The sequence below is a fragment of the Marinomonas ushuaiensis DSM 15871 genome (assembly GCF_000521805.1).
Classification (GTDB): domain Bacteria; phylum Pseudomonadota; class Gammaproteobacteria; order Pseudomonadales; family Marinomonadaceae; genus Marinomonas; species Marinomonas ushuaiensis.
This window is the reverse complement of record NZ_JAMB01000001.1, coordinates 82,211-108,980: the sequence shown is the minus strand read 5'-3', so window position 1 is coordinate 108,980 and position 26,770 is coordinate 82,211. Positions and strand designations below refer to the sequence as shown.

Annotated in this window: 23 protein-coding genes; 20 read left to right on the top strand and 3 right to left on the bottom strand. The window is 42.5% G+C overall.

Annotated elements, in window-relative coordinates; translation table 11 throughout:
* Positions 1-41 precede the first annotated feature (41 nt).
* Both MUS1_RS00450 and MUS1_RS00445 read right to left on the bottom strand, forming a co-directional pair.
* The gene (locus MUS1_RS00450) at positions 42-1,430 is read right to left on the bottom strand and encodes a TRAP transporter large permease (RefSeq protein ID WP_036157564.1); all 1,389 of its coding nucleotides are present in this window, start codon (positions 1,428-1,430) and stop codon (positions 42-44) included.
* Entirely contained in the window at positions 1,430-1,951 is a 522-nt protein-coding gene (locus tag MUS1_RS00445) for a TRAP transporter small permease subunit (protein WP_036157554.1), read from the bottom strand. The genes MUS1_RS00450 and MUS1_RS00445 overlap by 1 nt, the downstream gene beginning before the upstream one ends.
* Positions 1,952-2,272: 321 nt before the next feature.
* Between MUS1_RS00445 and MUS1_RS00440 the strand changes: the two genes are divergently transcribed.
* From MUS1_RS00440 to MUS1_RS00400, 9 genes are all read left to right on the top strand, one after another.
* Positions 2,273-2,776, top strand: a complete 504-nt coding sequence (locus tag MUS1_RS00440; RefSeq protein ID WP_051436014.1) for a (2Fe-2S)-binding protein — start codon at positions 2,273-2,275, stop codon at positions 2,774-2,776.
* 1 nt (position 2,777) lies between these two features.
* Positions 2,778-6,416 carry a molybdopterin cofactor-binding domain-containing protein gene (locus MUS1_RS00435; protein ID WP_036157544.1) on the top strand — a complete coding sequence of 1,213 codons (3,639 nt, stop codon included), beginning with the start codon at positions 2,778-2,780 and terminating at the stop codon, positions 6,414-6,416.
* Between the two features lie 33 nt (positions 6,417-6,449).
* Positions 6,450-7,124 carry a TetR/AcrR family transcriptional regulator gene (locus tag MUS1_RS00430; protein WP_051436013.1) on the top strand — a complete coding sequence of 225 codons (675 nt, stop codon included), beginning with the start codon at positions 6,450-6,452 and terminating at the stop codon, positions 7,122-7,124.
* Between the two features lie 185 nt (positions 7,125-7,309).
* Positions 7,310-7,786 (top strand): MarR family winged helix-turn-helix transcriptional regulator, encoded by a 477-nt coding sequence (locus tag MUS1_RS00425; RefSeq protein ID WP_036157542.1) that lies wholly within the window; start codon positions 7,310-7,312, stop codon positions 7,784-7,786.
* A 190-nt stretch (positions 7,787-7,976) separates the two neighbouring features.
* Positions 7,977-9,182, top strand: coding sequence for an ABC transporter substrate-binding protein (locus MUS1_RS00420; protein ID WP_051436012.1), 1,206 nt, complete (start codon positions 7,977-7,979; stop codon positions 9,180-9,182).
* A 109-nt stretch (positions 9,183-9,291) separates the two neighbouring features.
* Positions 9,292-11,214: an ABC transporter permease gene (locus MUS1_RS00415; protein WP_084035503.1), complete on the top strand. Its 1,923-nt coding sequence runs from the start codon at positions 9,292-9,294 to the stop codon at positions 11,212-11,214.
* On the top strand, positions 11,211-11,969 hold the full coding sequence (locus MUS1_RS00410) for an ABC transporter ATP-binding protein (protein ID WP_036157540.1): 759 nt from the start codon (positions 11,211-11,213) through the stop codon (positions 11,967-11,969). The genes MUS1_RS00415 and MUS1_RS00410 overlap by 4 nt, the downstream gene beginning before the upstream one ends.
* A 12-nt stretch (positions 11,970-11,981) precedes the next feature.
* Positions 11,982-12,695: an ABC transporter ATP-binding protein gene (locus MUS1_RS00405; RefSeq protein ID WP_036157538.1), complete on the top strand. Its 714-nt coding sequence runs from the start codon at positions 11,982-11,984 to the stop codon at positions 12,693-12,695.
* A gap of 20 nt (positions 12,696-12,715) precedes the next feature.
* Positions 12,716-13,321: a nucleotidyltransferase family protein gene (locus MUS1_RS00400; protein ID WP_051436011.1), complete on the top strand. Its 606-nt coding sequence runs from the start codon at positions 12,716-12,718 to the stop codon at positions 13,319-13,321.
* Positions 13,322-13,402: 81 nt separating this feature from the next.
* Here the strand turns inward: MUS1_RS00400 and MUS1_RS00395 are convergent, their stop codons facing one another.
* Positions 13,403-14,455, bottom strand: a complete 1,053-nt coding sequence (locus MUS1_RS00395) for a 2,5-dihydroxypyridine 5,6-dioxygenase NicX family protein (RefSeq protein WP_036157536.1) — start codon at positions 14,453-14,455, stop codon at positions 13,403-13,405.
* 234 nt (positions 14,456-14,689) lie between these two features.
* Here MUS1_RS00395 and MUS1_RS00390 point away from each other — a divergent pair, with 234 nt between their 5' ends.
* From MUS1_RS00390 to MUS1_RS00340, 11 genes are all read left to right on the top strand, one after another.
* A complete protein-coding gene (locus MUS1_RS00390; protein ID WP_036157535.1) occupies positions 14,690-15,835 on the top strand; it encodes an FAD-dependent monooxygenase in 1,146 nt (381 codons plus the stop codon).
* 8 nt (positions 15,836-15,843) lie between these two features.
* Positions 15,844-16,650: an alpha/beta fold hydrolase gene (locus MUS1_RS00385; RefSeq protein WP_036157532.1), complete on the top strand. Its 807-nt coding sequence runs from the start codon at positions 15,844-15,846 to the stop codon at positions 16,648-16,650.
* Between the two features lie 15 nt (positions 16,651-16,665).
* Positions 16,666-17,421 (top strand): maleate cis-trans isomerase family protein, encoded by a 756-nt coding sequence (locus MUS1_RS00380; RefSeq protein ID WP_036157530.1) that lies wholly within the window; start codon positions 16,666-16,668, stop codon positions 17,419-17,421.
* Positions 17,422-17,450: 29 nt separating this feature from the next.
* Positions 17,451-18,080, top strand: coding sequence for an N-carbamoylsarcosine amidohydrolase (locus MUS1_RS00375; RefSeq protein WP_036157527.1), 630 nt, complete (start codon positions 17,451-17,453; stop codon positions 18,078-18,080).
* 130 nt (positions 18,081-18,210) lie between these two features.
* Positions 18,211-19,194 (top strand): XdhC family protein, encoded by a 984-nt coding sequence (locus MUS1_RS00370; protein ID WP_036157524.1) that lies wholly within the window; start codon positions 18,211-18,213, stop codon positions 19,192-19,194.
* A gap of 300 nt (positions 19,195-19,494) precedes the next feature.
* Positions 19,495-20,463, top strand: a complete 969-nt coding sequence (locus tag MUS1_RS00365) for a PstS family phosphate ABC transporter substrate-binding protein (protein ID WP_036157521.1) — start codon at positions 19,495-19,497, stop codon at positions 20,461-20,463.
* A gap of 112 nt (positions 20,464-20,575) precedes the next feature.
* Positions 20,576-22,834, top strand: coding sequence for an ABC transporter permease subunit (locus tag MUS1_RS00360; RefSeq protein WP_036157518.1), 2,259 nt, complete (start codon positions 20,576-20,578; stop codon positions 22,832-22,834).
* An 11-nt stretch (positions 22,835-22,845) separates the two neighbouring features.
* Positions 22,846-24,549 (top strand): phosphate ABC transporter permease PstA, encoded by a 1,704-nt coding sequence (gene pstA / locus MUS1_RS00355; RefSeq protein ID WP_036157515.1) that lies wholly within the window; start codon positions 22,846-22,848, stop codon positions 24,547-24,549.
* 19 nt (positions 24,550-24,568) lie between these two features.
* Complete coding sequence (gene pstB, locus MUS1_RS00350) at positions 24,569-25,399, top strand: phosphate ABC transporter ATP-binding protein PstB (RefSeq protein WP_036157512.1); 831 nt, start codon at positions 24,569-24,571, stop codon at positions 25,397-25,399.
* Between the two features lie 14 nt (positions 25,400-25,413).
* On the top strand, positions 25,414-26,127 hold the full coding sequence (gene phoU, locus MUS1_RS00345; RefSeq protein WP_036157509.1) for a phosphate signaling complex protein PhoU: 714 nt from the start codon (positions 25,414-25,416) through the stop codon (positions 26,125-26,127).
* Between the two features lie 134 nt (positions 26,128-26,261).
* The gene (locus tag MUS1_RS00340) at positions 26,262-26,762 is read left to right on the top strand and encodes a GAF domain-containing protein (protein WP_036157506.1); all 501 of its coding nucleotides are present in this window, start codon (positions 26,262-26,264) and stop codon (positions 26,760-26,762) included.
* The last annotated feature ends 8 nt before the right edge of the window (positions 26,763-26,770 follow it).

The following is a 26,770-nucleotide window of genomic DNA, read 5'->3' as shown; positions in this document are numbered from 1 at the left end:
GTAGATATTTATATTTTTTGTATCATGAGCGGTTCAATTTTTTAGTTTGAGTAAACTTGCTCTGGTAACCAAGTTGCCAACTCTGGCCAAATTGCCAACATTAACAATACGAATAATTGGATGATAATAAAAGGTAATACGCCTTTATAAATAGACTGTGTTTTGATTTCTGGTGGCGCAACACCACGAAGATAAAACAAGGCAAAACCAAATGGTGGCGTTAAGAAAGACGTCTGTAAGTTAATTGCCATCATGATGCCAAGCCACACAGGATCTAAGCCCATCGCCAATAAGACTGGTGCAACAATCGGTACCACAACGAAAGTGATTTCAATGAAGTCCAAGATGAAGCCAAGGAAGAACATTAACAACATAACCACAATCATCGCGCCGACGACACCGCCAGGTAGTTGAGAGAAGAAATCATGAATTAACTCTTCACCACCAAAACCACGGAATACTAATGAGAACAAAGAGGCGCCGATCAAAATCATAAACACCATGCAGGTGACTTTGGTCGTTGAGTACATAGCGTCTTTTAATGTAGGAAGGTTTAATTTTCCACTAGCCCAAGCCAATAACGCCGCACCTAACGCACCAACACCTGCTGCTTCCGTTGGTGTCGCAATACCGCTCAAGATAGAACCAAGAACCGCAAAGATAAGTACAAGAGGAGGAATAAGACCTTTTAGTAATAGGATGATTAAAGGTTCTGTTGAGCCATTACGTAATTCTTCACGCGGCACTGCAGGAGCTTTATGTGGCTGTAACCAAGCAACAAGAACAACATAGAGGATATAAAGACTCACAAGGATTAAACCCGGAATCAAGGCGCCAACAAATAAATCACCAACAGAAATGGTTTTAGGCGAAAAGATACCCATATCCAGTTGGGCTTTTTGGAAGGCATTGGACATCACATCGCCCAATAGAACCAAGGCAATCGATGGTGGAATAATTTGTCCTAATGTTCCTGTGGCACAAATTGTCCCAGTCGCTAAAGCAGGGTCGTAGCCACGACGTAACATGGTTGGCAATGAAATCATCCCCATTGTCACAACGGTCGCACCAACAATACCGGTACTTGCCGCCAGTAGCATGCCTACTAAAATAACCGAAATACCTAAACCACCACGCAATGTACCGAATAACATTGCCATGGATTCAAGCAGTTTTTCTGCGAGCTTTGATTTTTCTAAAAGCACACCCATGAGAACAAACAAAGGGACTGCGATCAGGGTTTCATTACGGACGATACCGAATAAGCGATTAGGCAATGCTTCTAAAAATACACTATCAAACGTACCAAAAAGAGAGCCAACACCTGCGAAAATTAACGCGGTGCCACCCAGAGAAAACGCAACAGGGTAACCAAATAACAAGCAAGCGCACACGCCAGCAAAAAGCCATAAGGGGATAAATTCAACCATTAGTTCATTCCTTTCGCGGTTCGAGCTGCGTTAACAACGCCAATGTTTTTTATGATGTCTGCTGAGCCTTGAATAATAAGAGTCACCATCATGAGAGGAATAAGTGTTTTGAGCAGATAGATAAAAGGTAAGCCACCCGGCTCTTGAGACGTTTCTAATACTCTCCAAGATGCGCCTACATACTCTAAACTAAGGTAAGCCGTATAAAGTGTAAAAGGTAACAAAAAGAAGATGCCGCCAATGATATTTACCCACGCTTTTTTAGTCGCTGAAAATTCTCGGTAAAAAACATCGACGCGAACATGCTCATCGTCTTTAAAAGTGTAAGCTGCACCGAGCATGAATACTAAAGCATGAAAATAAAGTATCGATTCTTGTAATGCGATAGAGCCAAAATCAAAGCCATAACGCAACACTACGACGAGACAGGTCAATATCATCATCATTAACGTAAGCCAAGCAACACATCTCCCCGTGTAATGAGAGATCGCCTCAGCCCCACAGACCAATTTGTTAAACATTAAAAATACCCACAGTGTTTTTTCATTATAGTTTTTTTCGGTATTTCTCTTACTGCCGCCTAAACAGACACCTAATTGGTGAAATAAAGAGCAAAAAACCGGAACGCTAGTTTATGGGATATCGACACGCATGTGAATGTTTCAAAGCCGTAGAAACGAGTGGTTGGTGTGTTTTTTAGAAGAAATGATAGAAAAACAGATTTTTCATGGCGCACTTTTTATTATCTCTATCTGAATGAGCTTTTTGTTTAATTGGTATTAAAATTGCTTTGTTAAGTGAATACTTAACAAAAAGTTAAGGTTTTATGGTGTGGTGCTAGGATGATCGATAGTGTGTCTTTTTTACTAAATGGAGAAATGGTGCAAGTAGAGGCAGATACACAAACTCCTCTGCTATACATATTGCGTAATGATTTTCAGCTTAATGGTCCTAAGTTTGGTTGTGGGTTGGGAGAGTGTGGCGCTTGTTCAGTTTTGATTGATGATCGTGTTGCTCGTTGCTGTGCTATTCCTCTAATCGCAGTAGAAGGGAGGAAAGTACAAACCTTGGAAGGACTAGGATCAATTGAATCACCTAGTGTCGTACAGAAGGCTTTTATTGATGAGCAAGCATCACAGTGCGGTTACTGTACAAATGGCATGATAATTACTACGACGGCATTTTTACATAAATGTTCAGCTAAGCCGTCAACACAGCAAATTAAAGAAGCGTTAAGAGCCAATTTGTGTCGGTGTGGTACTCATATAGAAATTATTAAAGCAGTAGAGGTGGCGGCAGAAGCGTTATTTTTTGACGCGTCTAACCCGCTTGAAGAAGGAAAGTAGCATGTTGAATACCTCCAATAGTTTGTCTCAAACAAGAGCAGAATTTTTAGCTAAAAACCAAGGTTTGTTTGTTGTTAAAGAAAGTAACCCACCACTTAGTCCTGCCCAAAAGGCGGATGATATAAAGAAGCCAACTGAGTTGGAAATATATATAGCAATTGAATCGGATGGCAAAGTAACGGCTTTTAATGGTCATGTGGATTTAGGAACAGGGATTAGAACAGCATTGGCGCAAATTGTTGCAGAAGAATTAGACTTAGAAGTGAGTCAGGTAAAAATGGTATTAGGCGATACAGAGCGTGCGCCGAACCAAGGCGCAACGATTGCCAGTGCGACATTACAAATTACCGCCATACCTTTGCGTCATGCAGCCGCTACAGCACGCCAACATTTACTCATTTGTGCTGCTCAACATCTAGAGATAGCGCCAGATAAATTGATCTGTCTTAATGGTGTTATTTTTTCTAAAAAAGACCCTAACATATCGATCTCTTATGGCGATTTAGTTTCTCGTGACAAAGTCGTTTTGCAGATTGATGAACATGCACCTTTAAAGCCCGTAAACGATTATAAAATTGTGGGTAAATCGGCGAGTAGAACGGATATACCAGCCAAGGCGACAGGTGAATTGACATATGTTCATGATGTACGAGTGCCTGGGATGTTGCATGGGCGTGTTATTCGACCTCCTTACTCTGGGCGAGACAGCGGTGATTTTATTGGCCGCTCTTTACTCGAAGTAGAAAGAGATTCGATTGATCACATTCCGGGGATTGTGGCAATTGAGGTCATTGGCGATTTCGTTGGTGTTGTCGCTGAGCGTGAAGAGAACGCTATTCGCGCTATGAAAGAATTAAAAGTTCATTGGAAGCCTCATCCAGATTTACCGGATCTGACTGATTTAGAATTTGCGGTTAAAGCCAACCCTTCTACACAACGAACATTATTAGAAGAGGGCGATGTTGAATTAGCCATCGCTAATGCGGATCAGCGTATGCAGCGGACTTATGTGTGGCCATATCAAATGCATGCCTCTATTGGTCCATCTTGTGGTGTAGCGGATGTCCAATCTAACAAAGTGATGGTTTGGTCGGGTACTCAAAACCCTCATATCTTGCGTACAGATCTGGCTTTTTTATTGAATATTGATGAAAGAATGGTCGAGGTGATTCGCTATGAAGCATCAGGCTGTTATGGACGTAATTGTGCAGATGATGTCTGCGGTGATGCTGTTTTACTATCAAGAGCGGTGAAGCGTCCTGTAAGAGTTCAACTCACACGAGAACAAGAGCATCTTTGGGAGCCTAAAGGGGCCGGACAATTGATGGAAGTTGATGGCGGTATTAATGCTGATGGTAGCCCCGCTGGATATGACTTTACATCGTCTTATCCATCTAATGGCGCTCCAATGATAACGCTCTTATTGACCGGAGTAGTGGAGCCTATTGCTGCGGCACTGGAAATGGGTGATAGAACCATAATACCTCCTTATCATTTTGATCATATTAGAGTGCGCGTAAATGATATGGCTCCTATTGTTCGAGCGGCTTGGCTGCGAGGTGTATCGGCGTTACCAAATACGTTCGCCCATGAATCTTATATTGATGAACTGGCGGAAGCAGCAGGAGAAGATCCTGTGGCATATCGTTTACGTTATTTAAAAGATGAAAGAGCTGCTGAGTTGGTTAAATCTGTTGCGGAACGTGCTGACTGGAAAACAAAAAAAGGACATTGGGAGGAAAAAGATAAGGTCGGCTCTATTGTTAAGGGGCGAGGTTTCGCTTACGCACGTTATGTGCACAGTAAATTCCCCGGTTTTGGGGCGGCGTGGGCGGCGTGGGTGGCGGATGTTGAAGTGGATACTCATTCAGGTGAAGTGAGTGTTACTCGAGTGGTGGTTGGACACGATGCGGGTTTGATGATTAACCCGGATGGCGTCCGACACCAGATCCAAGGGAATGTGCTTCAGTCTACTAGTCGAGCATTAAAAGAAAGCGTATCTTTTAATGAAAGTACTGTGCTGGATAAAGAATGGGGAGCGTACCCTATTTTGACTTTTCCAGAGATACCTGATGTCGAGATTGTGATGGCTGACAAGCCAGAAGAACCTCCGCAAGGCGCTGGTGAATCCGCTTCAGTTCCTAGTGCTGCAGCTATTGCTAACGCTATTTTTGATGCAACAGGTGTGCGTTTAAGACAGCCGCCTTTTACCGCTGAAAAAATGAGAGCTGGCTTGCTAGCTAAAAATGGTGAGTCACAAACACCAGCAAAAAAAAAATATGGTTCCGCTAAATGGTTTGCATTATTCACGACGATAGCAGGTGCTGCTGTCGTTATGTCACCTTGGCGACCTGCTATTACTCCTGTTCAAGTTCCAAGTCTAGCAACATATTCACAAGCTACTATTGCTCGTGGCGAAACCTTATTTGCAGCTGGTGATTGTACGGTTTGCCACACATCTGAAGGTGGTGCGATGAATGCGGGAGGGCGAGCGCTGGATACTCCTTTTGGTAAAATTTACAGTACAAATCTTACACCAGACCCTGAAACTGGGTTAGGTAACTGGTCTTTTTCTGCGTTTGAAAGAGCGATGCGTGAAGGGATAAGCCGAGATGGAAAGCACTTATACCCAGTCTTTCCTTATACGGCGTATCAAAATGTGAATAATGAAGATATGCAGGCATTGTATGCCTACATCATGTCTCGTCCCGCTGTGAAAACAACTCTCCCTAAAAATGACTTGAGCTTTCCATTTAATATCCGACCTTTAATGGCGGGTTGGAATACTCTTTTCAAAAGCCGTACCCAATTTAAAGAAAGCCCTGAAAAGAGCGAAGTGTGGAATCGTGGTGCGTATTTAGTGAACGGTCTAGGGCATTGTAGTGCGTGTCACTCTCCTCGTAATTTAATGGGAGCTGAAAAAGTCGGAAAAAACTTTCTTGCAGGTGGTGAGGTAGATGGCTGGGAAGCACCAGCATTGAACGCATTAAGTAAGGCGCCAACACCTTGGAGTGAGAATGCCTTATTTGATTATTTACGTTCTGGTCATTCTCCGGAACATGGACCTGCTACTGGCCCAATGGGACCAGTAGTTGAAGAGCTTGGTAAGTTACCAGACAGTGATATTCGAGCCATGTCGCATTATTTAGCTAGTATAGGGAGTCAGCAAAAGATGTCCGCTACAGAAGCTATTTTAGCGAACGTCACTGTACCTACACCTGTAACTACAACCTCTGCTGAACTTACTCAAGTAGAGCCAAGTTTGGCAACAGCGTGGAAAAATGGATTGCCTTCTCAGACCTTACCTTCAGATGGTAAAGGGATGTTTGAGGGCGCCTGTTCGGCTTGTCATACGACTAGGGAGCAGGATGATTGGTTTGGTATACGTCCTGAAATGCAGACCAATACCAATGTTCATAGTAATAAACCTAATAATTTGATTAGAACTATTTTATATGGCGTACAGAAACCAGTAGACTCTTCTCTTGGGTATATGCCTAGTTTTGCTGATAGTTTTAATGATAAACAGTTAGAATCATTAGTGACTTATATGCGTGCAGAGTTCGCACCGGATAAGCCTGCTTGGAATAATTTATATCAGACTATTGCTAATATTAGGGCAAATCCCGGTAGTCATTAGCACTTTATCTCAATTTAGACTTATAAGGAACAAATGACTACTCAACCTATATCTGACGATAAAACATTCACTTCCACGGAAGGGAAACGTGCGCAACAAGCGCGTAAAACGAAAAATAAAATTTTAACAGCAGCAACAAAAGTGTTTGCAGAAGATGGTTTCTCAGGTGGTCGTATTGAGCGAATTTCCCGTGAGGCAAACTCGAACGATAGGATGATTTATTATTACTTTGGGAATAAAGAAGCACTATTCTTAAATGTCTTAGAAACGACTTATTTAGAATTTTATAAGGCTGAAAAGGCGTTGGATTTAGATACAGCTTCTCCTATTGAATCATTAAAAAAAGTCATTGCTTTTACTTTTCGATATTATCTAGATCACCCTGAATTTGTTGCTATTTTAAATGATGAAAACCTTCATCGGGCTAAGCATTCTAGTCAGTCAGAAAATATTAAAAATATTTCTGGGAACATTCAGGGAAACTTGGTGCCTTTACTCGAAATGGGTCAACAAAACGGTGTCTTTCGTAAAGAGGTAACAGCAAAAAATCTTTACCTTACGATATCTTCATTAACGTATTTTTATTGTTCGAACCAATATACGCTTACCGTGTTTGTAGGTAAGAATTTTCAAGATACTGCTTTTCAAGATGAATGGCTAAAGCATATTTCAGATGTTGTTATTCGATCTGTTATTGTTGATGCCTAGAGTGTTTTTATATTTAGGTGGTGGGGAGATGATTGCGTCGGTGAAGTATTAATTCCATTTAGATTCTTCACTTTAATTTTGTAGTGTGCACACCATTTGTTGTTGGGTTTAGTGGTCATTATTAATGCTTTATTCTTTTATTTTACAATGTATGCACTGTTTTGGTCGTTTTTATGGAGAGATTAGTGAGTAAGAAAACAATAGAAGGAAGTCATGATAGTGGGCTGCCTGATGAAGTGAATTATGTTTTTACTGAGCAAGTTGGCCATTTACTAAGAAAGGCCCATCAACGGCATATGATGATTTTTCAGGAAATGAGCTGTGAACCAAATTTAACAGCGCCTCAATTTATTGCCTTATGTACAATTCAGAGCATGGTTAGTTGTTCAATTACTGATATTGTTTCTGCTACGACCGTTGATCAAGCAACGATGAGAGGTGTAATAGATCGTTTAAAATCAAAAGGTTGGGTTTATTTATCGGCAGATTTAAAAGACCGTAGAAAGGTAATGATCTCTCTTAGCGATGCTGGATCTAAATTGTTAGACGCGATGATTCCGTGTGCTAAAAGTATCACTGAAGCCACTATGAGCGGTTTAAATCCAGCTGAAAGAGTAGCCCTAATTTTTTTGCTTAAAAAAATGACTGATACAGGTAAGTAGTGAATAAAATCGAAATATTAAAGAGGCCTTAGGCCTCTTTTTTTTGCTTAAAAAACGAGTCAGTATTTTTTTTATGACCTATATCAAATATTGGTCTAATGATTGCAACTGTTCATGAAGTAGGTACTACATGAAATAAATGGTTTAAGGCTTCAATAACTAAAACTTCATTACGTGAGCAGAGGTGATTATGAGTAAAGTTCTATACAAACTATTAATTGGCGGTGTTTTAGCGAGTTCATTTGTAGCGAGTGCAAGCTGGGCAGCGGATACTATTAAAATTGGTGAAGTGAACAGCTATAAAGCCATGTCAGCATTTTTGGGTCCTTATAAGAAAGGCTGGGAAATGGGGCTTGACGAAATAAACTCTCAAGGTGGCGTTCTAGGTAAAAATTTAGAAGTTATTTATCGTGATGATAATGCCAATCCTGGTGATGCGATTCGTGTTGCTGAAGAATTAAGAACGCGTGAAAAAGTGAGCATGATCTTTGGTGGTTTCCTTTCTCATACAGGACTCGCATTAACGGATTATGCTAAGCGCAGAAAAATGATTTATCTCGCCGCAGAACCTTTGACAGATAAGATAGTGTGGGAAAACGGTAATGATTATACCTTCCGTTTAAGACCGTCTACTTATATGCAAGTCGCAATGCTTATTCCTGACGCCGTTAAGTTAAATAAAAAACGTTGGGGTCTGGTTTATCCAAATTATGAATATGGACAGTCTGCTGTTGCAACCTTTATGCAGTTACTTTCTAAAGCGCAGCCAGGTGTTGAGTTTGTCGTTGAGCAAGCGACACCATTAGGAAAAATCGATGCCGGTTCAGTGGTTCAAGCATTAGATGACGCTAAGCCAGATGCTATTTTTAATGTCTTATTTGGTGCTGACTTAGGGAAGTTTGTACGTGAAGGTAATACTCGTGGGTTGTTTGCAGGTAAAGAAGTGTTTTCTTTGCTAACGGGCGAGCCTGAATACCTTGATCCTATGGGAGCTGAAGCGCCAGAAGGTTGGTATGTAACGGGTTATCCATGGAATAAAATTGATACACCTGAGCACAATGCTTTTAAAACAGCCTATGAAGCTAAGTATGGAGAGTACCCACGCGCAGGTTCTATCGTTGGTTATACCTCCATAAAAACAATTGCTGCATTGATTAAGAAAGCAGGTTCAACCGATACAGATGATTTGATTAAAGCCTTTAGTGGTTTATCTCACAATACACCGTTCGGTCCAATCACTTATCGATCTCAAGATAATCAATCTACTTTCGGTGCTTTTGTAGGCCAAACAGCTTTGGTTGATGGAAAAGGCGAAATGGTAAACTTCCGTTATGTTGATGGCGCTGATGTTCAGCCTTCAGATGAAGAAGTAGCTGCAATGCGTCCTGCTAATTAAGCGGATAAAAATACGGTCACGAACAGCTATTTTAGTTTATAGCTGTTCGTAGCTTATTAGATGTTGTTTTCTGAAATATGTATTAAGAAAACAGTAGAAGGAAATATTTATGACCTTATCGGGACTTTTAGTTCAGTTACTAAATGGCTTAGTTGATGCTTCGTCACTGTTTTTAGTAGCATCTGGCTTGTCACTTATTTTTGGTGTGACGCGAATTATGAACTTTGCTCATGGTTCGTTCTATATGTTAGGTGTGTATGTTGCGTACACCTTTGTTAGTCACATGGGCGAGTCCGTTGGTGGATTTTGGGTGGCCATTATTTTGTCCTCCTTGATGGTGGCCTTATTAGGGGCTCTCATCGAAATCGTTATATTGAGACGAGTGTATCGTGCTCCAGAACTATTTCAGTTATTGGCGACTTTCTCCCTTGTTCTGATTTTACAAGATTTAGCGCTTTTTATTTGGGGGCCAGAAGATTTATTTGGACCTCGCGCACCAGGATTAACAGGGTCTATCGAGATACTTGGTAGAAATTTCCCTCAGTATAATCTTGTGATGATTGTTATTGGACCCGCTGTATTAGGTATTTTGTGGTTGTTGTTGAACAAAACACGTTGGGGTGTATTGATTCGTGCGGCGACACAAGATCGTGAAATGGTATCAACACTGGGTGTCAATCAAGCTTGGTTGTTTACCAGTGTATTTGCCTTAGGTTGTTTTCTCGCTGGTTTGGGTGGTGCTCTACAAGAGCCAAGAATTCCCGCTAATTTAGCGTTAGATTTAGAATCTATTGGCACCGCATTTGTGGTTGTGGTTGTTGGTGGTATGGGGTCTATTCCCGGAGCCTTCTTAGCGGCATTACTGATTGCTGAAGTTAAAGCGTTATGTATTGCTCTAGGTACCATACACATTTTTGGCATTGATTTTCCTATGTCTAAAATGACATTGGTTGCCGAGTTTTTAATCATGGCCATTATTTTAGTTATCCGTCCTTGGGGTTTATTAGGTAAGCCACAAGCGACAGCGCGTAATGATCACTCTGCTGAGCCACCATTGCGCCCTTCTTTACCTATCTTTAAATGGTGTACTGCTGCGTTAGTGCTGGCTTTAGTGCTTGTGCCTGTTTTTGAAGAAACCTTCCCTTATGCTCAAATCATCTTAGTAGAAATCTTTATTGCGGTGTTGTTCGCAGCAAGCTTGCACTTTGTAATGGGACCAGGCGGAATGCACTCCTTTGGTCATGCGGCTTACTTTGGCTTGGGTGCTTATGGTGCGGCTATATTAGTTGTGACTTGGAAGTTACCGATGGAGCTAGCTCTGATTGCTGGGCCTTTATTGGCGGTACTAGGTGCATTGGTTTTTGGTTGGTTCTCTGTGCGTTTAAGCGGTGTTTATTTAGCTATGTTGACCTTCGCCTTTGCTCAAATAGTTTGGTCTATTGTGTATCAGTGGGACGATGTAACAGGCGGTAGTAACGGTATCTTTGGTGTTTGGCCATCTGATTGGCTCTCATCTACAACAGCACTTTATTACCTAACCTTATCCATTATGCTTGCGGGTATTTTGATATTACGTCGTATTTTATTCGCACCATTTGGTCTTGCGATACGAGCGGCTCGCGACTCTTCTTTGCGTGCTGATGCTATTGGTGTTGATGTGAAACGTGTCCAATGGGTTGCCTTTGTTGTCGCAGGCCTATTTGGCGGTATTGCGGGTGCGGTATACGTTTTTTCAAAAGGGGGCATTTCACCTGAAGCCATTGGTGTCGGTCGATCTATCGACGGTCTAGTCATGGTGTTATTGGGTGGTGTTCAGACCTTATTTGGCCCTATTGTTGGCGCTAGTATTTTCACTTGGTTGCATGACTCTGTCGCTCGAGAAACAGATTACTGGAAAGCAGTATTGGGTATGATCATTTTATTGATCGTATTGATATTCCCTGCCGGTATTGTGGGAACGCTATCTCACCTTTGGCAATGGATTAAGCACCATAGACCGTTGCAAACTAAGAAAGTGGAGGCGTCCAAATGAGCTTATTAACCATAAATAACATTAATAAAGCGTTTGGTGGCGTGAAAGCGATTAACAATGTGTCCTTTGAGCTGCCTCGCGGGCAACTGTTGGCATTATTAGGACCAAATGGCGCAGGTAAGTCGACTTGTTTTAATATGCTAAATGGCCAGCTTAAGCCAGACTCAGGTTCGATTAAGTTGGAAGGTGTTGAGCTAGTAGGGCGTCATCCTCGCCAAATATGGAACGAGGGTGTGGGTCGTACTTTTCAAATATCCGCCACGTTTGGCTCTTTAACAGTGCTCGAAAATCTACAGATGGTGCTTTTGTCTCGCGATAAAAAATTATTCCGTTTGTGGACGCCTGCGGCGTCTTATTACAAAGAAGAAGCCTTAGTGCTTTTGGATCAAGTCGGTATGGCCGATCAAGCCGATAGAGCGTGTAGTGTGCTTGCCTATGGTGATGTTAAAAGGGTGGAGCTCGCAATGGCGCTGGCTCATGACCCTAAATTATTACTAATGGATGAGCCAACGGCTGGCATGGCGCCAAAAGAAAGAAACCAGTTAGTCATGCTAGTGAAGAAAATGGTGATAGACAGAAACCTTTCTGTGCTGTTTACCGAACACAGCATGGACGTCGTGTTTGAGCACGCAGATCGCATGATTGTATTCGCCCGAGGCGAGTTAATCGCCGATGGTGGAGCAGAAGACATTAGAAACGACCCCAAAGTGCGGGAAGTGTATTTTGGCAGTGGCAAATCATTCGAAGCGGCTTAAAAAGGTGATGTTATGCAAGAAACAATTCTAGAAGTTAATGGGTTGAATGCCTTTTATGGTCGCGCTCATATTTTATTTGATGTTGATCTAAAGGTTCGAAAAGGTGAAGTGGTTGCTTTAATGGGACGAAATGGGGCGGGTAAATCCACCACAATGAAAGCCATTATGGGCATGTTGTCTCGTACACAAGGTGAAGTGAGCTTTATGGGGAACGCCATTGCTAAAAGTCCTCCTCACGTTATCTCTAAAATGGGGATGGGGTTTGTACCAGAAGATCGACGCGTATTTACCGATCTTACCGTGTTAGAAAATTTAGAAGTAGGTTCACAAGCGGAACGAGAGGGTGCACCTTATTGGACGGCAGAGAAGTTATTTGAGTTGTTTCCTAATTTAGGTGAAATGCCGCATCGACCGGGCGGTAATATGAGTGGTGGTGAGCAACAGATGTTAACCGTATCTCGTACTCTGATGGGGAATCCTTACTTGGTACTACTGGATGAACCTTCGGAAGGGGTTGCGCCAGTTATCGTTGAGCAAATGGCCAATATGATCATGGCTCTTAAAAAACAGGGCCTAACCATTTTACTCTCTGAGCAAAACCTACAGTTTGCAGACTTAGTTTGTGACCGTGCTTATGTATTAGAAAATGGACATGTACGCTTTGAAGGAACGATGGAAGAGTTGGACGCCAATGAAGATGTGCGTAGGAATTATCTTTCTGTTTAATCATATGATGTTCGAATCTTATGTTGGCTGATCGATTGCCAGTGGCTGTGATGGCTGCTGGTTCATCGCGTCGCTTTGGATCAGATAAGCGCTCCCATCGCTTACCTGACGGACGAACGATGATCCAATTTACCTTGGATCAACTTGTTAACGCTCACGCCATTGCTGATATTTTGGTTGTGACTTCTGACACGAGCATAACACCTGACCTTTCATCTCCTGTTTCTATTCTTGTCGCTGACAATGCAATTTCTGGGCTAGGCTCGAGCTTAAATGATTTATTTGGGTATGTGACTCGTGAGCCTCATTATTACGATGCGCCTGCGATAGCTATTTATCTAGCCGATATGCCCGCTATTCAAGTGTCGACAATGACTGCGTTAAAAGCAAAAGCGACCGCTTCTCATATTATACGGCCGACTTATAACGGTGTTGCGGGTCATCCTGTTTGGATTGGTCGAGCGTTTTGGTCGAAATTTCTTTCATTATCAGGTGATGATGGCGGTAAACAAATATTGAAGCAGTTTAAATCGAAAACTGAGTTTGTAGAGGTCGATGACCCCGGCGTTGTACTTGATATTGATACGCCATTAGAAGCGAAGGCATGGTGGGAGTCTTCAGTATAAAAAGTTAATGTATAAAAGTGGTGCATAAAAAAACCTAAGTATCTTGTTTCGCTACTTAGGTTTTTTGATTGAGTTGGTTTTCTATTCGCTAGGAGTGTTAGGGAAAACAACTTCTCCGGCGTTAACGACGACAATCTCATCATCCAGCGTGATGGTGCAATTCCTTAAAGGGATGTCCATGTGGCACGGTGTTTTACGCGTGCCACCGACTTCCGTATTTGGCCCTGTAGAGAAGAGGAAGTTACCATTAAATGCTCTGGCATCCATACACATACCATCGTTTTTATCATGCAGTCCCATCGCCGTCCATTGCGCTCTTGGTTGTAAACCCCAGCCTACATGAGAGATGCCGTAGACTTCAGGGTCATTAAAGTAAGCCATGTAATCACGGAGGTATTCTGCTTCAAAGCCACCGGTAATGTCAGTAATAAAGCCGTCTTTGATGGTTAGCGTTATCGACTCGCGGCAATAGGTTTTGAATGGAAGCAAAATGTCACCAATATCAATAACCAGTTTACCGTTCGCACTTTCTTCATTTGGCCAGCTGAATAAGAAACCGCTTGGCCAGTGATCCCAGCGTCCCGGTTCGTCGGCAAAGCCGTATTCTGTGACGGTAGGATAGTCGCCCAATGCCATTGTGAAGTCACTGCCTGCGGCCGAGGTGACTCTCATCTTCTTGGCTGTTTTCAATACTTTTTCAGCGGCGACGACACGGCGTTTGTCTTCTAAGGTTGGCAGAATTCTAGCCAATACTTCAGGAGGTTCGACGGCTAATAGAATTCGAGTTCCTGTTTTAAGGATTTGCTCTTGTTCTGGTGAATGCAGAAGCATCATTGTATCAACAATTAAATCGGCGGCTTCTAGGGCGGTTTGTGCGGCTTTATTTCCTGTTAAAGGCGTGTCGCCGCAATACGCTGTCATGTCGTTACCCATGGCTTTAGGTGGGTTAAGAGCGGGAAGTTCTACACCATATACTTTAGCGCCTAAGCGTTGAGCAGCATTAAAAGCCGCATCGACAATTCTAGGGTTTGAGTAGTGACTTTTAAGAATAGCCACACTTTCTGATGACGTTACCTTAGAGAGGGTTAGGACGTGTTCGAACATTTCTACTAATTGATTATCGCTAACAGGCACTTTGATTCTCCTTTGATTGACGAGTAAGCCCTATAGATGGGCAAGCTTGATTATTGTGCTTTTATATAGTGCATACGTTATTAATTGGTTTGTTTGAAAACACTATCATTTAACGTTATGGCTAATTTATAGCAGTATTTTGTAGTTTTAAAAACATAAGTTTGGCTTTTAATGTAAAAAATTATAGTGTATACATTATAAATGTCTTTTGTATTTTAATTTTGAGGGTATCGAATGAGTAGTAAAAAACGTTTTGCCATTATTGGAGCGGGCCTCGGAGGCGCAGCGGTTGCTGTACTTTTAAAGCAGGCTGGTTTTGACGTTACCGTATATGAAAGGGCGCCTCGATTTTCTCGATTAGGGGCTGGTATTCATATGGGGCCTAATGTAATGAAGATTTTCAGAAAAATGGGAATCGAAGAGAAAGTTAGCCTTATGTCTTCACATCCTGATTACTGGTTTAGTCGTGATGGACTGACTGGAGAGTACATGTCACGTATTCCATTAGGTGAATTTGCCCTTAAAGAATACGGCGCCGCCTATGTCACCGTCCATCGCGGCGACTTACATGATGTGATGTTATCGCCACTTGATGAAAAAGATGTCATTTTCAATAAACACCTAGAGTCAATCGAAGATACAGGCAATGAAGTCTTGATGACATTTGCAGACGGTACAGAAGCGAAAGCGGATTTTGTTATTGGTGCGGATGGTATCAATTCGATGGTACGTGAGAATTTACTGGGTAAAGAAGAGCCAACGTACAGTGGTTGGGTTGCGCACCGAGCGTTGATCACGGGCGAACAGTTGGCTAAATTTGATCATGATTTTGAAGATTGCATTAAATGGTGGACAGAAGATCGCCATATGATGGTGTATTACACAACTGGTCGCCGTGATGAATATTATTATGTAACCGGTGTGCCTGATCCTGATTGGAACAGTAACGCTTCTTTTGTGGACAGTAGCCGCGAAGAAATGCGTGAAGCGTTTGATGGTTACCATGGAACCGTACAAGCGTTAATTGATGCGACAGAGTCTGTTACTAAATGGCCACTGAAAAATCGTAACCCTTTACCGTTATGGCGCAGAAACCGCATGGTACTGCTTGGCGATGCTTGTCACCCAATGAAGCCTCACATGGCACAAGGTGCTGCGATGGCGATTGAAGATGCGGCTATGTTAGTACGCTGTATTGAAGAAGTTGGTTTAACGGATTTTGAAACAGCCTTTGAGCTTTATGAAGCTAACCGAAAAGACCGAGCGACACGTGTTCAAGCCACTTCCAATGCGAATACTTGGTTACGTACACAAGAGGATCCTGCTTGGTGTTTTGGTTATGACTTATATAGCGAACCTTTAAAAAACATAAGTAAGTAGGAGATTATATGAGCTATTACCGATACGGAGCCCATGTTAACGCCAATGGCATCCGCCAGCATTATTTGAGGTATGGTAAGAAAGACACGGCTCAACCTGTGTTGTTACTTATTCCTGGTATTACTAGTCCTGCGATTACTTGGGGATTCGTGGCAGAGGGTTTAGCAGAACACTTTGATACTTATGTGTTGGATGCGCGAGGCAGAGGTTTGTCCTCTACTGGTCCAGAGCTACTTTATGACGCAGACACGTGTGCCGATGACATTGTTGAATTCGCAAAAGCCTTGGATTTTAAAGACTTTGTTGTATTAGGTCATTCTATGGGGGCGCGCTTTATTACGCGTGCATTAGCACGTGGATTAACGGGTGTGAGTAATGCTGTTTTGGTTGATCCGCCAGTATCGGGTCCTAGTCGCAGAGCCTATCCAAGTAAACTTCCATGGTATGTGGATTCAATTAAACAATCTCAGGAAGGTATGAGCGCAGAAGACATGCTGTCTTTTTGTCCTACTTGGACAGAAGAGCAGCGTCAGCTTCGTGCTGAATGGTTGCATACCTGCTATTCGCCCGCGATAGTGAAAGCCTTCAACGATTTTCATGATGATGATTTCCATAAAGATTTACCGGGGATTTCAGTGCCTGTTGTACTGATGGTGGCTGGGAAAGGAGGCGTTATTCAGTCTGAAGATGAAGAAGAAATAGCCAGCTTAATACCTGAGTTATCTATTCATCACGTAATGGACGCAGGTCATATGATTCCGTGGGATGACTTTGATGGTTTCTTTGCTGCGTTAACTGAATCTAACATTATTTAATTCCCTGAGGTCATTATGACGAATTTATATCGTATTGGACAAATCGTTCCTAGTTCAAATACCACAATGGAAACAGAAATACCGGCTATGTTGATGGCCAGACAAGCTATTTTTCCAGAAGATCGTTTTACGTTTCATTCTAGCCGTATGCGAATGAAAAAAGTGGTTAAGGAAGAGCTCGCTGCAATGGATGCTGAATCAGACCGTTGCGCAGTAGAGTTAAGTGATGCTCGTGTTGATGTACTCGGTTACGCTTGTTTAGTCGCCATTATGGCGATGGGAATTGGCTATCATCGTGTATCAGAAAAACGTTTAACATCTCATACTAAAGAAAACGGTGGTAATGCCCCTGTTATTACCAGTGCCGGCGCTTTGGTTGATGCTTTGCATATAATGAAAGCGAAACGAATTGCTTTAGTCGCGCCTTATATGAAACCGCTAACTCAGTTGGTTGTGGATTATATTTCTGAGGAAGGTTTTGAAGTCTCTGATCACATCGCACTTGAGATAGCCGATAACTTAGATGTAGGCCGTCACGATTTTAATAAATTACCAGACATCGTGGCCAAATTAGATTACAGCGACGTAGATGTGATCGTGTTGTCTGCGTGTGTGCAAATGCCATCTTTAGGGGCGATCGCTAAAGTAGAAGCATTAACAGGCAAGCCAGTGGTTACTGCTGCGGTAGCAACGACTTACGCTATGCTGAAATCGCTTAATTTAGAAACGGTTGTTCCGGGTGCTGGTGCCTTGTTGTCTGGTGCTTATTAACGGCAGGTGTTAATACAAGGATTCATTAGATGAGTGATAATTTACAAAATAATTATGAAGGTGTGTGGGATTCACGCATTGGATTTGGTAAAAAGCCGGTCGTAATTTCTATTGATTTTATGAAAGGCTACACAGATACATCATCACCATTGTATGCTGAAGGTGTGGTGTCCGCTGTGAAAGCGTCACCTCAGCTTTTGGAAAAAGCGAGACAGTGTAATGTGCCGGTTATTCATACCAACATTCTTTACCATCCAAGCTTTATTGATGGTGGTGTTTGGTTGAAAAAAGCACCGGTCATGAAGGCGATGGTGGCGGGTAATCCCTTTGCTGAGTTTTGCCCAGAAGTGGCACCTCACGAAAGCGAGTTGGTATTAACCAAGCAATACGCAAGTGCATTTTTTGGTACAAGCCTAGCGGCGACGCTTACAGCAATGGGTGTGGATACGGTTATTTTAATCGGCTGTTCGACCAGTGGTTGTATCCGAGCGTCAGCCGTGGACGCCATGCAACACGGTTTTCGCACCATAGTCGCCCGTGACTGTGTTGGAGACCGACATCCTGACCCCCATGAAGCGAATCTTTTTGATATTGATAGCAAATATGGTGATGTCGTGATGCGTGATGAGGTTATTGATTATTTTACTTCTCTCACGTAATTGAACAGCTACCAAGGTCACAGGCCATGTGTATAAAGGTGTATTTAGATGGTTTGTATTTTGTGTATTGTTACGCAGTGATAAAGCTTGCTAAAGTCCTTAAGGTCTTTAAGTACTTAGGAGGCTTTTAGTGCTGCACCTTGATTTACAAGTGGTTGAACAAGCGTTGAAGTGGCAGCAAGAAGGTCGCTCTGTATGGTTATGTACCGTACTAAGCACTTTCGGGTCTTCTCCTCGAGCACCTGGCGCTATGATGGCGACTTGTGATTCAGGTCTTCATATAGGATCACTGTCCGGTGGTTGTGTAGAAGAAGACTTTCTTGATCGATTACAGAAAGGTGAGTTTAGTGAATCTATACAACAGATTCACTATGGCATGGCGGATGATAATGAAAGATCACAAGTGATCTTGCCTTGCGGTGGCCAGCTTAATGTATTGGTGGAATATTTGCCTTCAAATGAAGACAACATTCAATACATTGAGCAATTACTGACTATTTTAATGGGGCAAACTCCGAATATTAGAATAATCGACTTGGACTCCCAGACTCGTCGTTTTATGAAAGATAATGGAAAGGGTTTAGCTGTTGAACTAGATGAATCAATGAATTGTATTCGTATTCGTGTTGGTCCTACCGCAAGGCTCATTATCGTCGGCAACTCTTCCGTTACGCCATTTTGTGCTCAATATGCACAAATGATGGGCTTTCAGGTCGTCGTTTGTGATCACCGAGAAAACGCGTTCTTGGGCTGGAATGTGCCTCTTGTACAGCTCGAATCTGTTTTCCCCGCCAGTTATATTTCCGACACTAACCACATTCATTTCAACACGGCCATTGTTGCTTTGACTCATGATCCGAGAATCGATGATGTCTCGATGATTGATGCCGTGAAAACATCGGCTTTTTATTTAGGTGTGATGGGTTCTGTTCGTACGTCCCATAAACGAGCCGAGCGATTAAAACGCATCGGTGGTTTGAATGATGAAGAAATAAATAGAATTGTTATGCCGATAGGGTTAAACCTTGGCAGTAAAGCGCCCGCCGAAATTGCACTCGCTATCATGGCTGATATATTAAGAGTGCAAAATGGTGTATCTAAAGATGCAGTTTGAGATTTAGTTTTAAGGTATTGATTGTAAAAAACATTAGAAACCTAAACAAAAATAATAGGTTAATGAAGTCTATTAAAAAACATTTTATGCATACCTGTCATTTTCTCATAAATTGAGTAATTAAGAGTATGCATCTTTCACCTCGCATTAGACTAGGCCCCAAAAAATTATTTGGATATTCTTTCCAAAATATTTCGCTATGTAACAATATTGTCACATCCCTTTTTTATAGTAACCCCATCGAACGAGCTATGAGCATTTGCTCATTAATTTTTGACTATAACCATTGGGGTTTATGTGATGAAAAAACTAGTTGCAAGTTTAGCAGTAGCTGCAGCAATGGGCGTTTCTGTTAACGCTGTTGCAGACGTTGATTCCGGTTTGATTTCTTACACGAAATCAAGTGGCGTTTCTGGAAATATTTCAAGTGTTGGTTCTGATACGTTAGCGAATTTGATGACCTTGTGGGCTGAAGATTTCAAACGTCTATACCCAAATGTAAACATCCAAATACAAGCAGCGGGCTCTTCTACTGCGCCACCAGCGTTGACGGAAGGTACATCTAACTTTGGTCCTATGTCTCGTGCAATGAAAGACAAAGAAATCGCAGCATTTGAAAAAAGATACGGTTATAAGCCTACAGCGGTACCAGTGGCTATTGATGCGCTAGCGGTTTTTGTACATAAAGATAACCCAGTCAAAGGTTTGTCTCTTCCAGAAGTTGATGCGATTTTCTCTTCGACTCGTCGAGGTGGCCATAGTGAAGACATCACAAACTGGGGTAAAGCCGGTTTAACTGGTGCTTGGGCTAACCGTGATGTGCAATTATTTGGCCGTAACTCTGTATCTGGCACTTATGGTTACTTTAAAGACAATGCTCTTTTTAAAGGTGATTTCAAAAACAGTGTAAACGAGCAACCTGGTTCAGCTTCTGTTGTTCAATCTGTTTCTACGTCGCTTAACAGTATTGGTTATTCTGGTATTGGTTACACAACGTCTTCTGTACGTGCTTTACCATTGTCGAAAAAAGAAGGTGACGCATTCGTTGCAGCGACTCCAGAGAACGCAGCTACCGGTAAATACCCACTGTCTCGCTTCCTTTACGTTTACGTAAATAAAGCACCTAACAAGCCACTTGAGCCATTACAGCGTGAATTCGTTAAAATGGTTCTTTCGAAAATGGGTCAAGAGGTTGTTGTAAAAGACGGTTATGTTCCTCTACCAGCTAAAGTTGCTGATAAATACTTGAAAACATTAGGTATTAACTAAGTTAGCTTGGCGATACTGGCGATTTACTTTAAAGCAGGACAGCGTAACGCTCTCCTGCTTTTCACTTCTCTCACAGTGTCATAAAATTGTCACACAACAAAGATGAATTCGGATGACTAAATCGACTGACCATCAGATGCCAGAACTGGATTTCAATACGCCAGCTTTGAAGCGTCATCGCAAAGTTCGCGCCCTGAAAGACCGTATGGCTGGAATGGGCATTGCCATCGGAGGAAGCAGTGTAATCCTTGCTGTACTTCTGATCTGTTTCTATCTCCTTTATGAAGTCGCACCCTTATTTTCTGGTGCTTCTATTGATCCTAGGGCAAGTTATTCTTTGCCTGCACAGAATGAAGGTAAAAGCCTTTATTTAGCAACGGAAGAGCAATCTGAGATAGGTATGCGTGTTGCCAGCAATGGCTCAATCGTATTTTTTTCTATCGAGAGTGGTTCTGTCATTGAGACAATAGAAAATCCCCGTGCAGAGGCAGTAACCAGCTTTACTGTGGAATCTGATACGAGTCGTTTATTGGCATTTGGTTACGCTGACGGTAAAGTTTTGATTAATCAGCATAGCTATCGTATTTCTTATCCTGATGGCAAACGTCAAATTACGCCTTTTGTCGAGTACCCTTATGGCGAAGAGGCGATAAACGTCGCTGATTTTGCTATTGAAAAACTGGCGATTCGCAATAGTGAAGACGGCTTAACGATTGCTGCATCGGGTGATTCTCAAACGTCAGTGTTGAAGGTAACCAGAGACGTTAACTTTATCACCGAAGAAGTAGAATTGACGGAACAGCGTGAAGCGATTCCATTTATTGCTGATACAAAAAGCTTATTGATCAGTGGAAATCAGCGTTCGTTGTACCTGGTGACAAAATCCGGTGAACTGAACGAATTTGATTTACGTGACTTCGATAACATCAGTCTGAAAGATAATATCGCCTTACTTTCTGAGAACAGAAAGCTTGTATCAATGAGCTATTTAGTGGGTAAGTCCTCTGTTATGGTGGCCGATTCTTCGGGTCGTGTGAGCCAGTGGTTTAATGTTCGTGATGAAGAAACGAATGAAGAAAAATTACACTTTATTCGAGACGTAAAACAGCCTGTTGCCTTAGTTGATTTGGCTATGGAACAGCGTCGTAAAGGATTCGCAACACTGGATGAACGTGGTTTGGTTGTTATATACAACGCAACGTCTACTCGAAAAGTCATTGATGAAAGGTTGAGTGATGAAACCGCTCGTTTAATCAGCTTTTCACCTCGTGCTAATGGACTATTATTAGAAGATGGTAAAGGCTTGCATTTTTACCATGTTGATAATGAGCATCCTGAGGTGTCCTGGTCTTCAATATGGGGTAAGGTTTGGTACGAAAACTATCCTGAACCTACTTATACTTGGCAGTCTTCTTCTGCGAGTAATGACTTTGAACCTAAATACAGCTTGATGCCTCTGGTATTTGGTACATTAAAAGCGGCTTTCTACGCCATGTTAATGGCAGTGCCATTAGCGATTTGTGGTGCAATTTATACCGCGTACTTCATGGCACCAGCGCTACGTCGCAAAATCAAACCGGTTATCGAATTAATGGAAGCCTTACCTACGGTTATCTTGGGTTTCTTGGCTGGCTTATTCTTTGCGCCCTTCTTAGAAGAAAACTTAGCGGCAACTTTTAGTATTTTGGTTGTTTTACCGGTTGGAATTCTTCTGTTTGCTTATCTTTGGTCGCGCCTTCCACAGAACATTCGCTGGTTGGTACCAGAAGGTTGGCAGCCTTTGTTACTTATTCCCGTGATCGTTTTCCTTGCTTGGTTTTGTCTAGCGCTGAGTCCGATTATCGAATTGAGCTTCTTTGGCGGCAATATTCGTGGCTATATCACTCATGATTTAGGCATTACTTTTGACCAACGTAACGCGCTAGTGGTTGGTTTTGCTATGGGCTTTGCGGTTATCCCAACCATTTTCTCTATTACCGAAGATGCGATATTCAGTGTGCCAAAAGCGTTAACGCAAGGCTCTTTAGCCTTGGGTGCAACGTACTGGCAAACCATGACTCGTGTGGTATTACCAACCGCGAGCCCAGGTATTTTCTCAGCCGTGATGATTGGTATGGGTCGTGCGGTAGGTGAAACCATGATTGTTCTTATGGCGACAGGTAATACGCCAATTATGGACTTCAATATCTTCGAAGGCATGCGCACCTTGGCGGCTAACTTGGCGGTTGAAGTACCTGAATCCGAAGTAGGAAGTTCACATTATCGAATTCTATTCTTGGCAGCGTTTGTGCTCTTCATTTTCACTTTCATAGTGAATACGATCGCTGAAACTGTGCGTCAGCACCTACGCAAAAAATACGGGTCGCTATAATGAGTAATCAGATGAAAATGCAAAAAAAGACCGTATCTGAATGGGTCAAATCAGGTGATCCATGGGTGTGGCTAAATGCGGGTGCTGTAGCGATTTCGGTCATCATGGTCGTTGGTTTATTGCTGTTGATCGCAGTGCGTGGTCTAGGTCACTTTTGGCCAGCAGATGTTGTTCAAGCTACCTATTCATTACCGGGCGAGAAGCCATATACTATTTCTGCTGAACGAGTTGAAAGTGTCGAGGTGACATCAGCGCAACTACGTGAAGCGGGTATAAATCTTCCTGATGACGGGGATTTGTTATTACAGCGCACACTGTTGAAAATGGGTAATCGTGATGTATATGGCACAGATTTTGGTTGGGTACTGGATAAGTATTTAAGCGATATGCAAACGCCGGAAATGTTGTTCACTGCTGAGCGACATGAATGGGGTAACTTATATGGTTACCTAATGTCTGTAAAAGAAGACGGTCAAGTTGTATCTGAGACAAAGGATGTGACACCGACGAATTCTGCTTTGGCTACATGGGCTATTTTCGAAAAAAGCATAGAGCGTGCCTCAACTATCCATGAAGAAATCAAAGACATTGAAAAATCAGACATTGGTAAGATTAACCACGCGCTTGAACGTATTCGTTTGAAGCAGCGTCGTTTTGAGCTTAATGGTGAGTTAACCGCTGAGGTTGAAGCGGATCTTGCGGCTGAACGCAGCCAGTACGATGAAGAGTATAAAGGTTTACAGGCTAATCTTGCGGCGCTTTATCAACGCATTAACCGTGATACTTTCACTGTGCAAGTCATGGACGGCACTGTTCATGAAATTCAGGTGTCTAAAATCGTCCATGCGTATCGTGCTAATGCGATGAATGTTCCTCAGAAAATGGGATTCTACTTCACTAAAATGTGGGAATTCCTAACGGATGATCCTCGCGAAGCGAATACTGAAGGTGGTGTGTTCCCCGCTATTTTCGGTACTGTGATGATGGTGTTGTTGATGACGGTGTTGGTAACACCATTTGGTGTTGTTGCTGCGGTTTATCTACGCGAATATGCATCACAGGGTTGGGTGACGCGTGTTATCCGTATCGCAGTAAATAACTTAGCAGGTGTTCCATCGATTGTTTATGGTGTGTTTGGTTTGGGTTTCTTTATCTACTTCTTGGGGTCTGGTATTGATCAGGCATTTTTCCCAGAAGCCTTGCCATCGCCTACGTTTGGTACTGGTGGTTTGATGTGGGCATCTATTACGCTTGCCTTACTTACTGTTCCTGTTGTTATTGTGGCGACAGAAGAAGGTTTGTCACGCATTCCTCGAAATGTTCGTGAAGGCAGCTTGGCACTAGGTGCGACAAAAGCCGAAACCTTATGGCGTGTTGTCTTGCCGATGGCAAGCCCAGCGATAATGACGGGTGTTATCTTGGCGGTGGCGCGTGCGGCCGGTGAAGTAGCGCCTTTGATGTTAGTGGGTGTGGTAAAACTGGCACCGTCATTACCTTTGGATGGCAATTACCCTTTCATCCATTTAGATCAAAAATTCATGCACTTAGGTTTCCATATCTATGATGTTGGTTTCCAGAGTCCCAATGTAGAAGCGGCACGACCTCTTGTGTACGCAACAGCCTTATTGCTTGTGATGGTGATTGCTTTATTAAATCTATCTGCTGTCACGATCCGAAATCATCTACGTGAAAAATACAAATCGCTGGAAATGTAAGCGGCTAGGAAAAATTATTATGAGCGACGCAAAAACACATTCTATTGATATTTCTGCAATGCAGCGCGGCCAAGAAGCGCTGCGCATTGAAGATGAAAAAGTTTGCCTTTCAGTAAACGACTTGCACCTTTACTACGGTGAGAAAGAAGCATTGAAGGGAATAAACATGGTTATTCCTGAGAAAAAGGTGACGGCATTTATCGGGCCTTCTGGTTGTGGTAAATCGACTTTACTACGCTGCTTTAATCGTATGAATGATTTGGTTGATAGCTGCCGTATTACGGGTGAAATTAATCTTCATGACGAAAATATTTATGCGAAAGGCACAGACGTAGCCGAGCTACGTCGTCGTGTTGGCATGGTGTTTCAGAAGCCAAATCCATTTCCGAAAAGTATTTATGAAAACGTGGCTTACGGCCTTCGTATTCAAGGTATTAATAAAAAGCGTGTGCTGGATGAAACCATTGAGTGGGCGCTGCGCTCTGCGGCTTTGTGGGACGAAGTAAAAGATCGTCTACATGAAAGTGCGCTTGGCATGTCTGGTGGTCAGCAGCAGCGATTGGTTATTGCTCGTACTGTCGCGGTTAAGCCTGAAGTCTTGCTATTAGATGAACCTGCTTCTGCATTGGATCCTATTTCAACACTTAAAATTGAAGAGCTGATTCACGAATTGAAAAAAGATTTCACCATCGCCATTGTGACGCACAACATGCAGCAAGCGGCGCGTGTGTCGGATTACACTGCGTTCATGTACATAGGGGATTTGATTGAGTTTGGTGATACAAATACCTTGTTCACGAACCCAAACAAGCAACAAACTGAAGACTACATCACAGGCCGCTACGGCTAGGCGGAGGACGCATTATGAAAGAATTAACAACGGATCATATTTCTCAGCAGTTTAATAACGAGCTGGAGATGTTACGCCAACACTTTCTAACCATGGGTGGTGTGGTTGAAACGCAAGTACAAGATGCAGTGCAAGCCTTGCTAGACAGCAATGGTTCTTTGGCGGAAGAGGTTAAAGAAAAAGACGCAACGGTAAACCAGCTAGATGGTCTTATTGATGAAGAATGCACGCGTATTTTGGCAAAGCGCCAACCTGCGGCTTCCGATCTTCGAATGATTTTATCCATCAGCAAAGCCGTTAGTGAGCTTGAACGTATTGGTGATGAAGCGAAGAAAATCGCTAGCCTGACGTTGAATTTGATTCATGAAGGTGAGTCGCCACGTGGTTATGTTGAAATAAACCGTATCGGACAAATGGTTGCACGCATGATTCATGATGCCTTGGATGCTTACGCTCGATTAGACATTGATGCCGCAATTAAAGTGGCTAAGCAAGACCGTGAAGTGGATCGTGAATACGAGGCCGCTTTGCGCTCTCTGGTGACTTATATGATGGAAGATCCACGCAGTATTTCGAGTGTGATTAATGTGATTTGGGTGCTACGTTCACTTGAACGTATTGGAGATCATGCTCGTCATACTTGTCAGCATTTGATCTTCATGGTGAAAGGCGTCGATGTTCGTCACGTACATGTGAACGACCTTGCTGGCGAAGTAAAAGACATATAAAAAATGCTTTAATATAAGTGTTCTGTTAATGGCCTCTTTGTTTAGTAAAGGGGCCATTTTTGTTTTTACGCTGTTTTGCTTTCCTCTTTTATAGACTTTGCTATCATCGTTTTTTTGATTCGGTGTGACACATCATGTTTACGATAGACATTGACCCTACGGCTTCTCTTGAAGATAGCTACCAAGAATTGAATGCTCAACTGGCTGCTTTATTAAGTGGAGAGCGTGACTTGATTTGTAATGCAGCTCAGTTTTCTGCTTTTGTAATGCAAACGATTCCAGATTTGAATTGGTCTGGCTTTTACTTCGCTCATAATGAGGAATTGGTACTTGGGCCTTATATGGGAAAAGTGGCTTGTACGCGCATTCCTTTTGGTCGAGGTGTTTGTGGTGAAACGGCGAAAACACAACACACTCAACGTATCGAAGATGTTCATGCTTTTTCAGGTCATATTGCATGTGATGCAGATTCGGCGTCAGAACTGGTTATGCCAGTTGTGTCTGAAGGTAAACTTATTGGTGTTTTTGATATTGATAGCCCAAAAGTTGGGCGTTTTTCTGAAGTGGATCAAGAAGGATTAGAAGCTTTTGTTGAAACCTTTGTTAAGGCTACGGACTTTACTTGGTCGCTTTGATGGTTGTG

Excerpts from the sequence above, each read along its gene's own strand:
- MUS1_RS00385 (WP_036157532.1), top strand. The coding sequence starts at position 15,844 with ATGAGCTATTACCGATACGGAGCCCATGTTAACGCCAATGGCATCCGC.
- pstA (WP_036157515.1), top strand. The coding sequence starts at position 22,846 with ATGAAAATGCAAAAAAAGACCGTATCTGAATGGGTCAAATCAGGTGAT.
- pstB (WP_036157512.1), top strand. The coding sequence starts at position 24,569 with ATGAGCGACGCAAAAACACATTCTATTGATATTTCTGCAATGCAGCGC.
- MUS1_RS00380 (WP_036157530.1), top strand. The coding sequence starts at position 16,666 with ATGACGAATTTATATCGTATTGGACAAATCGTTCCTAGTTCAAATACC.
- MUS1_RS00405 (WP_036157538.1), top strand. The coding sequence starts at position 11,982 with ATGCAAGAAACAATTCTAGAAGTTAATGGGTTGAATGCCTTTTATGGT.
- MUS1_RS00420 (WP_051436012.1), top strand. The coding sequence starts at position 7,977 with ATGAGTAAAGTTCTATACAAACTATTAATTGGCGGTGTTTTAGCGAGT.
- MUS1_RS00435 (WP_036157544.1), top strand. The coding sequence starts at position 2,778 with ATGTTGAATACCTCCAATAGTTTGTCTCAAACAAGAGCAGAATTTTTA.
- MUS1_RS00415 (WP_084035503.1), top strand. The coding sequence starts at position 9,292 with ATGACCTTATCGGGACTTTTAGTTCAGTTACTAAATGGCTTAGTTGAT.
- MUS1_RS00410 (WP_036157540.1), top strand. The coding sequence starts at position 11,211 with ATGAGCTTATTAACCATAAATAACATTAATAAAGCGTTTGGTGGCGTG.
- MUS1_RS00390 (WP_036157535.1), top strand. The coding sequence starts at position 14,690 with ATGAGTAGTAAAAAACGTTTTGCCATTATTGGAGCGGGCCTCGGAGGC.
- MUS1_RS00450 (WP_036157564.1), bottom strand. The coding sequence starts at position 1,430 with ATGGTTGAATTTATCCCCTTATGGCTTTTTGCTGGCGTGTGCGCTTGC.
- MUS1_RS00340 (WP_036157506.1), top strand. The coding sequence starts at position 26,262 with ATGTTTACGATAGACATTGACCCTACGGCTTCTCTTGAAGATAGCTAC.
- MUS1_RS00400 (WP_051436011.1), top strand. The coding sequence starts at position 12,716 with ATGTTGGCTGATCGATTGCCAGTGGCTGTGATGGCTGCTGGTTCATCG.
- MUS1_RS00440 (WP_051436014.1), top strand. The coding sequence starts at position 2,273 with ATGATCGATAGTGTGTCTTTTTTACTAAATGGAGAAATGGTGCAAGTA.
- phoU (WP_036157509.1), top strand. The coding sequence starts at position 25,414 with ATGAAAGAATTAACAACGGATCATATTTCTCAGCAGTTTAATAACGAG.
- MUS1_RS00430 (WP_051436013.1), top strand. The coding sequence starts at position 6,450 with ATGACTACTCAACCTATATCTGACGATAAAACATTCACTTCCACGGAA.
- MUS1_RS00365 (WP_036157521.1), top strand. The coding sequence starts at position 19,495 with ATGAAAAAACTAGTTGCAAGTTTAGCAGTAGCTGCAGCAATGGGCGTT.
- MUS1_RS00360 (WP_036157518.1), top strand. The coding sequence starts at position 20,576 with ATGACTAAATCGACTGACCATCAGATGCCAGAACTGGATTTCAATACG.
- MUS1_RS00445 (WP_036157554.1), bottom strand. The coding sequence starts at position 1,951 with ATGTTTAACAAATTGGTCTGTGGGGCTGAGGCGATCTCTCATTACACG.
- MUS1_RS00375 (WP_036157527.1), top strand. The coding sequence starts at position 17,451 with ATGAGTGATAATTTACAAAATAATTATGAAGGTGTGTGGGATTCACGC.